The 11496-nt window shown below is 61.6% G+C and carries 11 protein-coding genes; 9 read left to right on the plus strand and 2 right to left on the minus strand.

The window, feature by feature from the left end; all coding sequences use genetic code 11:
* The first annotated feature begins 39 nt into the window (after window positions 1-39).
* The 4 genes from G7025_RS16690 to trpE all read left to right on the plus strand — a co-directional run bounded on the left by G7025_RS16690 (window position 40) and on the right by trpE (window position 4313).
* Window positions 40-1188, plus strand: coding sequence for an iron-containing alcohol dehydrogenase (locus tag G7025_RS16690; RefSeq protein ID WP_181080246.1), 1149 nt, complete (start codon window positions 40-42; stop codon window positions 1186-1188).
* A gap of 84 nt (window positions 1189-1272) precedes the next feature.
* A complete protein-coding gene (gene rpe, locus G7025_RS16695; protein ID WP_181080247.1) occupies window positions 1273-1947 on the plus strand; it encodes a ribulose-phosphate 3-epimerase in 675 nt (224 codons plus the stop codon).
* On the plus strand, window positions 1944-2762 hold the full coding sequence (locus G7025_RS16700) for a phosphoglycolate phosphatase (RefSeq protein ID WP_181080248.1): 819 nt from the start codon (window positions 1944-1946) through the stop codon (window positions 2760-2762). The genes rpe and G7025_RS16700 overlap by 4 nt, the downstream gene beginning before the upstream one ends.
* A 69-nt stretch (window positions 2763-2831) precedes the next feature.
* Complete coding sequence (gene trpE / locus G7025_RS16705) at window positions 2832-4313, plus strand: anthranilate synthase component I (RefSeq protein WP_181080249.1); 1482 nt, start codon at window positions 2832-2834, stop codon at window positions 4311-4313.
* Window positions 4314-4364: 51 nt separating this feature from the next.
* Here trpE and estP read toward each other — a convergent pair whose 3' ends face one another.
* Window positions 4365-6287, minus strand: coding sequence for an esterase EstP (gene estP, locus G7025_RS16710; protein ID WP_181080250.1), 1923 nt, complete (start codon window positions 6285-6287; stop codon window positions 4365-4367).
* Between the two features lie 418 nt (window positions 6288-6705).
* Between estP and G7025_RS16715 the strand changes: the two genes are divergently transcribed.
* From G7025_RS16715 to G7025_RS16730, 4 genes are all read left to right on the plus strand, one after another.
* Window positions 6706-7299, plus strand: coding sequence for an aminodeoxychorismate/anthranilate synthase component II (locus G7025_RS16715; protein WP_181080251.1), 594 nt, complete (start codon window positions 6706-6708; stop codon window positions 7297-7299).
* A 9-nt stretch (window positions 7300-7308) separates the two neighbouring features.
* Complete coding sequence (gene trpD / locus G7025_RS16720; RefSeq protein WP_181080252.1) at window positions 7309-8358, plus strand: anthranilate phosphoribosyltransferase; 1050 nt, start codon at window positions 7309-7311, stop codon at window positions 8356-8358.
* On the plus strand, window positions 8355-9191 hold the full coding sequence (gene trpC / locus G7025_RS16725; RefSeq protein ID WP_181080253.1) for an indole-3-glycerol phosphate synthase TrpC: 837 nt from the start codon (window positions 8355-8357) through the stop codon (window positions 9189-9191). Before trpD ends, trpC begins: the two co-directional genes overlap by 4 nt.
* Window positions 9192-9333: 142 nt before the next feature.
* Complete coding sequence (locus G7025_RS16730; protein WP_181080254.1) at window positions 9334-10026, plus strand: lipoate--protein ligase family protein; 693 nt, start codon at window positions 9334-9336, stop codon at window positions 10024-10026.
* On the opposite strand, the gene crp is transcribed toward G7025_RS16730, so the two are convergent.
* The gene (crp, locus tag G7025_RS16735) at window positions 10023-10667 is read right to left on the minus strand and encodes a cAMP-activated global transcriptional regulator CRP (protein WP_181080255.1); all 645 of its coding nucleotides are present in this window, start codon (window positions 10665-10667) and stop codon (window positions 10023-10025) included. The two genes, G7025_RS16730 and crp, sit on opposite strands and share 4 nt — an antisense overlap.
* A 247-nt stretch (window positions 10668-10914) precedes the next feature.
* On the opposite strand from crp, the gene G7025_RS16740 reads away from it, so the two are divergent.
* A complete protein-coding gene (locus tag G7025_RS16740; protein ID WP_009045862.1) occupies window positions 10915-11337 on the plus strand; it encodes an OsmC family protein in 423 nt (140 codons plus the stop codon).
* Window positions 11338-11496 lie beyond the last annotated feature (159 nt).

Raw genomic sequence — 11496 nt, forward strand, 5'->3', positions numbered from 1 at the left:
CTCTTGTGCCAGCCCATCCATTAAAAAGAGGCCGCGCACATGAGTACTTCCTCATTCAAGATCGCCCACAAACTACTGACCGGCGCCGGTGCCATCGAGCAATTGGCCGCCGAGCTGACGCGCCTGGATGTGGATAACCCGCTGATCGTCACCGATGCTGCACTGGTCCAGTCCGGCACGGTGGCGCTGGCGCTTGAACATTTGGGCGAGCGCAGTTACGAGATTTTCGACCGCGTGAAGCCCGACCCCGAGATTGCCATCGTCGAGGATTGCATGCAGGCGTACCGTGACGGTGGGCACGACGGCCTGATCGGCGTGGGCGGCGGCAGCGCCATCGACATTGCCAAAAGCGTGGCCGCCTATGCCGGTTACCACGGTGCGCTGCAAGACTTGTTCGGCGTCGACCAGGTGCCGCGCAAAGGCCCGCCGCTGATTGCGATTCCCACCACCGCCGGCACCGGTTCGGAGGTGACCAATGTGGCGATCCTCTCCGACAAGGTCGCCCAGCTTAAAAAAGGCATCGTCAGCGACTACCTGTTGCCGGATGTCGCGCTGATCAGCCCGCAGATGACCCTGACGTGCCCGCGCAGCGTCACCGCCGCCAGTGGCGTGGACGCGCTGGTGCACGCGATCGAATCCTACTTGTCGCTCAACGCCTCGCCGATCACCGATGCGCTGGCCATTGGCGCGATCAAGCTGATCGTCAACGCGCTGCCCAAGGCCTACGCCAATCCGGCCAACCTGCAGGCGCGCGATGATATGGCCACCGCCAGTCTTATGGCCGGGATGGCTTTCGGCAACGCCGGCGTGGGTGCCGTGCATGCGCTGGCCTATCCGCTGGGTGGGCGCTACAACGTCGGACACGGCGTGAGCAATTCGTTGCTGCTGCCCTATGTGATGCACTGGAACAAGTTGGCGTGTGTCGAACGCATGCGCGACATCGCCGAGGCGATGGGGGTAGAAGTGGCAGGCTTGAGCGTCACTGAGGCCGCCGACCGGGCCGTCGACGCGATGACGCGCCTGTGCGCGGATGTGGAGATTCCCTCCGGGCTGCGCAATTTCGGAGTGACCGAGGATGCCATCCCCGCCATGGCGGCCGAGGCGGCAGGTATCGAGCGCCTGATGCGCAACAACCCGCGCAAGCTCAGCGCGGCCGACATCGAGAAAATCTACCGGGCCGCCTACTAGCCATTGAGCCAGGTCACGGTGCGCGCGGCAAAGCATGAGGTATACAATGCGCGCCATCGTGATTTAGCTCAGAAAAGGTGTGTCATGCAGCCCTTCGTCATTGCCCCATCGATTCTCTCCGCCGACTTCGCCCGCCTGGGCGAAGAAGTGGACAAGGTATTGGCCGCCGGTGCCGACTTTGTCCATTTCGATGTCATGGACAACCACTATGTGCCCAACCTCACCATCGGCCCGATGGTCTGCGCGGCGCTGCGCAAGTACGGCATCACCGCGCCGATCGACGCGCACTTGATGGTCAGCCCGGTGGATCGCATCATCGGCGACTTCGTCGACGCCGGCGCCACGTACATCACCTTTCACCCGGAAGCCTCGCTGCATGTGGATCGCACTCTGCAGTTGATCCGCGAAGGCGGCTGCAAGGCCGGCCTGGTGTTCAACCCGGCCACGCCGCTGGACGTGCTCAAGTACGTAATGGACAAGGTCGACATGGTGTTGCTGATGAGTGTCAACCCAGGCTTCGGCGGGCAGAAGTTCATCCCCGGCACCCTCGACAAGCTGCGCGAAGCCCGCGCGCTGATCGATGCGTCGGGGCGTGATATCCGCCTGGAAATCGACGGTGGAGTTAACGTCAACAACATTCGCGAAATCGCCGCCGCCGGCGCCGACACGTTTGTGGCCGGCTCGGCGATCTTCAACGCCCCGGACTATCAGGACGTCATCGCCACGATGCGCGCCGAACTGGCGCTGGCGCGTCCATGAGCGGCTTTGAGCAGTTGTTCCCCGGCAAATTGCCACGGCTGGTGATGTTCGATCTGGACGGTACGTTGATCGATTCGGTGCCCGACCTGGCGGCGGCGGTGGACCAGATGCTGCTCAAGCTGGGGCGCAAGCCGGTGGGCATTGAGGCTGTGCGCGAATGGGTCGGCAACGGCGCGCAGATGCTGGTGCGCCGCGCCCTGGCCAATCACATCGATGCCGAAGGTGTCGATGACGTCGAGGCCGAGCGGGCGCTGGAATTGTTCAACGAAGCGTATGAAGGCGGCCACGAGCTGACCGTGGTCTACCCCGGCGTGCGGGACACCCTCAAATGGTTGAGCAAGCAGGGCGTGGAAATGGCCCTGATCACCAACAAACCGGAGCGCTTTGTCGCGCCGTTGCTGGACCAGATGAAAATCGGTCGTTATTTCCGCTGGATCATCGGCGGCGATACCTTGCCGCAGAAGAAGCCAGACCCGGCGGCGCTGTTTTTTGTGATGAAAATGGCCAATATCCCGGCCTCCCAGTCGTTGTTCGTCGGCGATTCGCGCAGTGACGTGCTGGCGGCCAAGGCGGCGGGCGTGCAGTGTGTGGCGCTCAGTTACGGCTACAACCATGGTCGGCCGATTGCTGAAGAATCGCCGGCGCTGGTGATCGATGACCTGCGACGGCTAATCCCCGGTTGCCTGGGAGCGGGCGCTGAGATAACGTTGCCCGACCTTGATCCGTCCCCTTCTGGAAATGCCATCGTGGTGGTCACTCGCAAGCTCTGGATGAAAGTCATGAAGGCCCTGGCCCGCTGGCGTTGGCGCGCCTGACCGATCCTGGCCGCGCCCTGCGGCACGTTGCCTACCTGACCGTCAGACCCTCACACCACGAGGCACCTCATGAACCGTGAAGAATTCCTGCGTTTGGCCGCTGCCGGCTATAACCGCATTCCCCTGGCCTGCGAAACCCTGGCCGACTTCGATACGCCGCTGTCGATCTACCTGAAGCTGGCCGACCAGCCTAATTCCTATCTGTTGGAATCGGTACAGGGCGGCGAGAAGTGGGGCCGTTACTCGATCATCGGCCTGCCGTGCCGCACCGTGCTGCGGGTGTATGACCACCACGTCAGCATCACCCATGATGGTGTCGAGATCGAAAGCCATGATGTAGAAGACCCGCTGGCCTTCGTCGAGGCGTTCAAGGCGCGCTATAACGTGCCGACCATTGCCGGCCTGCCACGTTTTAACGGTGGCCTGGTGGGCTATTTCGGCTACGACTGCGTGCGCTATGTGGAGCAACGCCTGGGCAAGTGCCCGAACCCGGATCCCCTGGGCGTACCGGACATCCTGCTGATGGTCTCCGACGCAGTGGTGGTGTTCGACAACCTGGCCGGCAAGATGCACGCCATTGTCCTCGCCGACCCGTCCCAGCCTGACGCGTTCGAGCAAGGCCTGGCCAGCCTTGAAGCGCTGCTGGAAAAGCTGCGCCAACCGATCACCCCGCGCCGCGGTCTGGACCTGAGCCGTCCGCCGGCGGCCGACCCGGTGTTCCGCTCCAGCTTTACCCAGAATGACTACGAGCGCGCGGTCGACACCATCAAGGAATACATCCTCGCCGGTGACTGCATGCAAGTGGTGCCATCGCAACGCATGTCCATCGATTTCAAGGCTGCCCCCATTGACCTGTACCGGGCGCTGCGCTGCTTCAATCCGACGCCGTACATGTACTTCTTCAACTTCGGCGACTTCCACGTGGTGGGCAGTTCGCCGGAAGTGCTGGTGCGTGTCGAAGACAACCTGATCACCGTGCGCCCGATCGCCGGTACCCGCCCGCGCGGCGCGACCGAAGAAGCGGACCTGGCGCTGGAGGAAGACCTGCTGAGCGACGACAAGGAAATCGCCGAGCACCTGATGCTGATCGACCTGGGCCGCAACGACACCGGGCGTGTCTCGGAAATCGGCTCGGTCAAGCTCACCGAGAAGATGGTGATCGAGCGCTATTCCAACGTGATGCACATTGTGTCCAACGTCACCGGCGAGTTGAAAGCCGGGCTCACCGCAATGGACGCACTGCGGGCGATTCTGCCGGCGGGTACGTTGTCGGGTGCGCCGAAGATTCGGGCGATGGAAATCATCGACGAGCTGGAGCCGGTCAAGCGTGGTGTGTATGGCGGTGCGGTAGGGTATTTCGCCTGGAACGGCAACATGGATACCGCGATTGCGATCCGCACTGCGGTGATTAAGGACGGGGAGCTGCACGTTCAGGCCGGTGGCGGCATTGTCGCCGACTCGGTGCCGGCCCTCGAATGGGAGGAAACCTTGAACAAGCGCCGCGCGATGTTCCGCGCCGTGGCGTTGGCCGAACAGACCCCGCAGGATTGATGGCGGCCACAATGTGGGAACGGGGCACCGGCCCACATTGGTTCGCACGCGTCAGAAGTCCAGGCTGACACCGACGCTGACCCCTTGCTGGGTCAGGTTGTCATCCTTTCTCAGGTTATACGCGGCCTTCAGCGCCAGCTCCTGGGTCAGTCTATGGCTGACCCCCAGGCTCAAGCGGTCCGAATTGCTGCGCGGCGTGTAGCCATCCAGTTTGAAATCGATCCCCTGCACGCTGTTGAGCGAAATCTTTACCTTCTGGGTGTCGTTTTCGAACTCATGTTCGTGGGCCACTTCGCCGAAAACCTGGGTGAGTGGCGTCACGCGGTAGCTGCCCTGCAGGCCGACGCCGAGACGTTTGGAGTCGCGCTGTTGATCGGCGAACGTCAAGGAAGTTGAGCGGTTGTCCTTCTCTGCGTAGCCATCGACGTGAACTCGCGCATAGTCAGCGCTGACGAACGGCGACAGGTGCCATTCGCTGCCCGGTGCGGCGATGTCATAGCCCAGGCGGCCACTCAAGGCCCACAGCCAGCCATCGGTGTCGCCTTTCTCGGCGCCTTCGCTGACGCCCAGGGCGAACTTGCGCTTGAGGCTGTCGAAATCCAGCTTGCCGGCGGTCAGCGCGGTGTCGGCCCACCAGTGGTTGTATTGATACTGAGCGAATGCGCTGCCCATGTAGCTGTTGAGCTTGTAGTCCGAATCGCTGGCGCCTGCTTCCAGAGTCTGGCGGTACAAACCCGCCGCGACGCCGACGCGCCAGGCTTCATCGAGCCGATAGCTGCCACCGATATTGAGGTTGTAGCCGCTGCCGTCGGCGCCGGCCGAGTGGTTTTGCTCGTCGAAGTCCAGGCGTTGGCCGCCCGCGGCTACGATCGCGCGCCACTGACCGATGGCTTGCCACGCGCCGTTGTCGCCTTGCCATTGGTTACGCAGTTCGTCCTGATGCGCGTGCAATGTCCCTTGGGCCATTTCCGGCAGCAAGGTCAGCTCCCAGGGTGCGGCCAGCAGCGAATAGGCGTAGTCGGCGATCAGTCGTTGCCCGGCGATGGTGGGGTGGACGGAATCGTTGTAAATGAGCTTGGTCGGGTCCGGGGCAGTGCCGCCGAGGCCATAGGTGGGATTGGCGGTACAGCCGCTGCCGCTGAAGCACGTTCCCGTGAGGTTTTGCCCGATGCCCAGACCAAAGCGGCCAGGGTCGGCGAAAGTTTCCTGAAGCAGCAGTGGGATGTTCAGCGGGATTACTTGGGCATCGACACGTGACAATCGCTGCACCAGCGCCTGGTTGAACACGCGACTCAGCGCCGAACTCGAGGCCTGCAGCGGCGTGCCGTTGAGGGCCGGAGTCAAACCCAGGTCGGGCAGCATCCACACCATGATGTAGCGCGCACCGGCCTGTTGCAGGGCGTCCGCGCTGTCGGCCAGACGCCCGCCCGCGGCTGCGGCCTGGCTTGGGCTGAGGACGCGCCCTTGCAGGAAGTCATTACCTCCACCGGACAGAAAATACAGCGCGTTCGGGTCTGCGCGCCCGCCGTTCGCCGGCAGGTAGCCCTGTCGACTGCGCAGCACGGTGCCGCCACCCGGGTTGTTGGGCGGGATCGTGGCGTTGGAGACCGAGGTGATGGAGTCCAGGATGTTGTCGGTACGGTAGCCGCCCACGGCCCAGTTGTTCCCGTCCGGCAGGCCCTGGGCGGCCCGAACGGGGGAGGTGGAGGCATTCAGATCGTGGGTGGGCACGCCCAGCCGTGAACCGAGCAGGGTCGATGAAACCAGGCCGAAATCGCCTTGGAACGTCGGACCGGTGCGGTTGGTAAAGCGCAATGTGGCGCCGTTGGAGCCGTCGGGGAATGTGCCGGCATCGGCCAGGCTATCGCCGAACACCACCATGGTTGAGTACGGCGCTGGCGCTGCAAGCGCCTGGGCACAGGCCAGTGACAGCAGGCAGCCGGCGAGAGGGGCGAATACCGTGGGTCTGAACATAGCGAAAATCCATTTAGTTGTTTTTGTAAAGGTGACGAAACATGAGCAATGTAGTAAGGGTTGCCTTCAATGAAAACCGTTTTTTCCTGCATGCTCTGCGTCGCGCATCCAGTATTTGCTGCTCCATATTGCACCGCTGCCGAGGCTACGTTACTGTGCCTGAACGTATGGACGAGACCCTCCCCGTGTTGATCATCAGCAAACTCTTAATGCGAGTCGTCAAGGCACACGCCCGTTGGCGTTGGCGCGCCTGACTTTTTCTCCACCGGCTCCGCCGGACCTGTACCGTTTGGCCTTCTTCACCCTCTGTTTGACGCCCCTTGCCTGCGACGCCGGCAACCGGAACGTGCGCCTGGCAGCGGGTATCCCCTTGAAGGCCGTGGCTAGAAATCAGTGAATTCCAGAGGTGTTTGCTCCCATGTTGCTGATGATTGATAACTACGACTCCTTTACCTACAACGTTGTGCAGTACCTGGGCGAGCTGGGTGCCGAGGTCAAAGTGGTGCGCAACGACGAGCTCACTGTGGCCGACATCGCGGCACTTAACCCCGAGCGCATTGTGGTGTCGCCGGGGCCGTGCACACCGACCGAGGCGGGTGTTTCCCTCGACGTGATCAAGTATTTTGCCGGCAAGCTGCCGATCCTCGGCGTGTGCCTGGGCCATCAGTCCATTGGCCAGGCCTTCGGCGGCGATGTGGTGCGCGCGCGCCAGGTGATGCACGGCAAGACCAGCCCGGTGTTCCATAACAACGTGGGCGTTTTCCAGGGCTTGAATCTGCCCGTGACGGTCACTCGCTACCATTCGCTGGTGGTCAAGCGCGAGACCTTGCCTGAATGCCTTGAACTGACCGCCTGGACCCAGCTGGAAGACGGCAGCGTCGATGAAATCATGGGCCTGCGCCACAAGACATTGAATATCGAGGGGGTGCAATTTCACCCCGAGTCGATCCTGACCGAGCAGGGCTACGAGCTGTTCGCCAACTTTCTCAAGCAGAGCGGCGGCACGCGCTAAGGACTTTCCATGGATATCAAGACTGCCCTGAGCCGTATCGTCGGCCATCTGGACCTGAGCACCGCCGAAATGAGCGATGTGATGCGCGAGATCATGACCGGCCAATGCACCGACGCGCAGATCGGCGCGTTCATGATGGCGATGCGCATGAAGAGCGAGAGTATCGACGAGATTGTCGGCGCTGTGTCGGTGATGCGCGAGCTGGCGGACAAGGTCGAACTCAGGACCCTCGACGGCGTGGTCGATGTGGTGGGCACCGGCGGCGATGGGGCGAACATCTTCAACGTATCGACGGCTGCTTCTTTTGTCGTCGCGGCGGCGGGTTGCACCGTGGCCAAGCATGGTAACCGTGCGGTGTCCGGCAAGAGCGGCAGTGCCGACCTGCTGGAAGCGGCCGGTATCTACCTGAACCTGACGCCGGTGCAAGTGGCGCGCTGCATCGATAACGTCGGCATCGGTTTTATGTTTGCCCAGTCTCACCACGGTGCGATGAAACACGCTGCCGGCCCGCGTAAAGACCTGGGCCTGCGCACGCTGTTCAACATGCTCGGCCCGCTTACGAATCCGGCCGGCGTGAAGCACCAGGTGGTGGGTGTGTTCAGCCAGGCACTGTGCCGACCATTGGCCGAAGTGTTGCAGCGTCTGGGCAGCAAGCACGTGCTGGTGGTGCACTCCAAGGACGGTCTGGACGAGTTCAGCCTGGCCGCGCCGACTTTTGTCGCAGAGCTCAAGAATGATCAGGTCACCGAATATTGGGTAGAGCCTGAGGACCTGGGGATGAAGAGCCAGAGCCTGCATGGCCTGGCGGTGGAAAGCCCGGCCGCCTCCCTTGAATTGATTCGTGATGCCTTGGGGCGCCGTAAGACCGAAAACGGTCAAAAGGCTGCGGAGATGATTGTTCTGAATGCTGGCGCGGCACTTTACGCAGCGGACCATGCCTATAGTCTTAAAGAAGGTGTCGAGTTGGCTCACGATGCACTGCACACCGGTCTGGCCCGCGAGAAGCTCGAGGAGCTGGGAGCATTCACTGCCGTATTCAAGATGGAGAATGAAGGATGAGTGTGCCGACCGTTCTGGAAAAGATCCTGGCCCGCAAGGCCGAAGAAGTCGCCGAGCGCCGTGCCCGCGTCAGCCTGGCTGAACTGGAAGACCAAGCCAAGCTGGCTGACGCGCCGCGAGGGTTCGCCAAGGCCCTGCTGGAGCAGGCTAAAAAGAAGCAGCCGGCGGTGATCGCGGAGATCAAAAAAGCTTCGCCGAGCAAAGGCGTGATCCGTGAGCATTTTGTGCCGGCCGAGATCGCCGTGAGCTATGAAAAGGGCGGGGCGACGTGTCTGTCGGTGCTCACCGATATTGACTATTTCCAGGGCGCCGATCTGTTCCTGCAGCAGGCTCGCGCCGCATGCAAGTTGCCGGTGATCCGCAAGGATTTCATGGTCGACCCGTACCAGATCGTCGAAGCCCGTGCCTTGGGTGCCGACTGTGTACTGCTGATCGTTTCCGCACTGGATGACGTGAAGATGGCCGAACTGGCCGCCGTGGCCAAAAGCGTCGGCCTGGATGTATTGGTGGAGGTGCACGATGGCGATGAGCTGGAACGCGCCCTGAAAACCCTCGACACACCGCTGATAGGCGTCAACAACCGAAACCTGCACACTTTCGAGGTCAGCCTGGAGACCACTCTCGACCTGCTGCCGCGTATCCCGCGCGACCGTTTGGTGGTCACCGAGAGTGGCATCCTCAACCGTGCCGACGTGGAACTGATGGAAATCAGCGACGTGTATTCGTTCCTGGTCGGCGAGGCGTTCATGCGCGCGGAAAATCCAGGGGCTGAATTGCAGCGCTTGTTCTTCCCGGAGCGCGGCGTGCCGGTCAGTGGTTCCACGCTCGATTGATTTGAAATGCGATCCAAGTGTGGCAGGGGGCTTGCTCCCGATGGCGGCGATTCAGTTGGAGCATCCTTGACTGACATACCGCTATCGGGGGCAAGCCCCTCTCACATTCGGGTTTGTGTTTATTCAGATAGGTAGGTGCTCATTGATCCAGCCAGTGTCGATGCGTGTTGAAGCAGGCCTTGCCGCCGAGCAAGCCTTATTGGCCGCCGTTTGCGCGGGTGAGCAGGGGTTTGGGTTGTTGTTCTGGCAGCCCAGTGACCAGGCATTGGTGATGCCACGCCGTTTGAGCAGATTGCCTGCTTTCGATGTCGCCAGTCGCGTGTCTGCGGATGCCGGTTGGCCGGTGCTCTTGCGCGAAACCGGCGGCGAGCCTGTGCCGCAATCGGCGGCTACGGTCAACATCGCACTGGTCTACGCGCCGCCACGCAGCGAAGGCGACCAGAACCGCATCGAGACCGGTTACCTGCGTTTATGCCAGCCGATTTGCGATCTGTTGATCGAGTTGGGCGGCGATGCCTCGGTCGGCGAGATCGATGGGGCATTCTGCGACGGCCGTTACAACGTCAACCTCAATGGCCGCAAAATGGTCGGCACCGCCCAACGCTGGCGTCAGAGCGGCGGTCGCCCGGTGGGGTTGGTGCATGGAGCGTTGTTACTGGAGAACGATCGTGAAGCACTGATTGCGGCGGTCAACCGCTTCAATCAGGCCTGTGGTCTGGAGCAGCGAGTGCGCGCCGACAGCCATATCGCCCTGCACGAAGCGTTCCCGGCACCGGACGCCATCAGCCGATTGGATACCTTGTACCGCCAGATGCTGGCCGGCATCCTGGCCTAACGAGTACCGAACACCACCATCGTCTTGCCTTTGACGTGCACCAGGTTGCGCTCCTCCAGGTCTTTGAGCACGCGACCGACCATCTCCCGCGAACAGCCGACAATGCGCCCGATTTCCTGGCGCGTGACCTTGATCTGCATGCCGTCGGGGTGGGTCATGGCGTCCGGCTGCTTGCACAGCTCCAGCAGGCAGCGGGCCACCCGGCCGGTGACATCGAAGAACGCCAGGTCGCCGACCTTGCGCGTGGTATCGCGCAGGCGCTGAGCAATCTGGCCGCTGAGGGCGTACAGAATGTCGGGATCGTGCTGGGCCAGTTCGCGGAATTTGGCGTAGCTGATCTCGGCCACGTCGCACTCTACCTTCGCGCGCACCCAGGCGCTGCGCTCCTGCTCCTTACCTGCTTGTTCGAACAGGCCCAACTCGCCGAAAAAGTCTCCGGTGTTGAGGTAGGCGATGATCATCTCCCGACCGTCCTCATCCTCGATCAGAATGGTGACGGAACCCTTGACGATAAAGAACAGCGTTTCGGAGCGTTCGCCGGCGCAGATGATGTTGTGCTTGGCCGGGTAGGGTCGGCGCTGGCAATGCATCAGCAGCTTGTCGAGGTTCTTGATCTTGGGTATGGGAGTAAGGGCAACCATGGTTGTATCCCGAAAAGGCGTCGCAAGGGGGTTGGCGTTGTTGTATGCAGCGGTATCGGCACAGATACGGGCTGGATAAAGTGTGGCAATGAGCCATCGATTTGGCGCCAGCTTAACAGAGGCATTCTGACTCGATCAGGGAATTTACTGGGCAACGCCCCGTTATCTATCACTTTGATGGGATGCACTGCCGTGATCGGGCCCTGTGCTAAGCTGGCAACCCTTTTTAAGCAGTGGAGTCTGGGCGATGAAGGCACGCATCCAATGGGCGGGCGAAGCCATGTTCCTCGGTGAGTCGGGCAGTGGCCATGTGGTGGTCATGGATGGCCCGCCGGAAGCCGGTGGTCGTAACCTGGGTGTACGCCCGATGGAAATGCTCCTGCTGGGTGTAGGCGGTTGCAGCAATTTCGACGTCGTCAGTATCCTGAAGAAATCCCGCCAGGCCGTGGAAAGCTGCGAAGCTTTCCTGGACGCCGAGCGCGCCACTGAAGATCCGAAGGTATTCACCAAGATCCATATGCATTTCGTGGTGAAGGGGCGCGGTCTTAAAGAAGCCCAGGTCAAGCGCGCCATCGAGTTGTCGGCTGAGAAATACTGCTCGGCATCGATCATGCTGGGCGCGGCCGGTGTGGCCATTACCCATGACTACGAGATTGTCGAGTTAGGCTGATCAACACTCGGCAAAAGAAAAGGGCGCTTTGACAGACTGTGTGAAAACACACTGACAGGCCTTAGACCAAACGCCCCGACTTGTTCGGGGCGTTTGTTTTTGTGCTGAAAAAGGCTCTTCAGCCCATCAGTTGCATCATTTTCTTGGCTCCCAAGACAC

The sequence above is a fragment of the Pseudomonas lurida genome, assembly GCF_013522705.1.
Taxonomy (GTDB): domain Bacteria; phylum Pseudomonadota; class Gammaproteobacteria; order Pseudomonadales; family Pseudomonadaceae; genus Aquipseudomonas; species Aquipseudomonas quebecensis.

What these genes read in the sequence shown, in the direction of transcription:
- trpE (WP_181080249.1), top strand. Translation starts at nt 2,832, where the DNA reads ATGAACCGTGAAGAATTCCTGCGTTTGGCCGCTGCCGGCTATAACCGC.
- estP (WP_181080250.1), bottom strand. Translation starts at nt 6,287, where the DNA reads ATGTTCAGACCCACGGTATTCGCCCCTCTCGCCGGCTGCCTGCTGTCA.
- G7025_RS16690 (WP_181080246.1), top strand. Translation starts at nt 40, where the DNA reads ATGAGTACTTCCTCATTCAAGATCGCCCACAAACTACTGACCGGCGCC.
- G7025_RS16700 (WP_181080248.1), top strand. Translation starts at nt 1,944, where the DNA reads ATGAGCGGCTTTGAGCAGTTGTTCCCCGGCAAATTGCCACGGCTGGTG.
- crp (WP_181080255.1), bottom strand. Translation starts at nt 10,667, where the DNA reads ATGGTTGCCCTTACTCCCATACCCAAGATCAAGAACCTCGACAAGCTG.
- trpC (WP_181080253.1), top strand. Translation starts at nt 8,355, where the DNA reads ATGAGTGTGCCGACCGTTCTGGAAAAGATCCTGGCCCGCAAGGCCGAA.
- rpe (WP_181080247.1), top strand. Translation starts at nt 1,273, where the DNA reads ATGCAGCCCTTCGTCATTGCCCCATCGATTCTCTCCGCCGACTTCGCC.
- G7025_RS16715 (WP_181080251.1), top strand. Translation starts at nt 6,706, where the DNA reads ATGTTGCTGATGATTGATAACTACGACTCCTTTACCTACAACGTTGTG.
- trpD (WP_181080252.1), top strand. Translation starts at nt 7,309, where the DNA reads ATGGATATCAAGACTGCCCTGAGCCGTATCGTCGGCCATCTGGACCTG.
- G7025_RS16740 (WP_009045862.1), top strand. Translation starts at nt 10,915, where the DNA reads ATGAAGGCACGCATCCAATGGGCGGGCGAAGCCATGTTCCTCGGTGAG.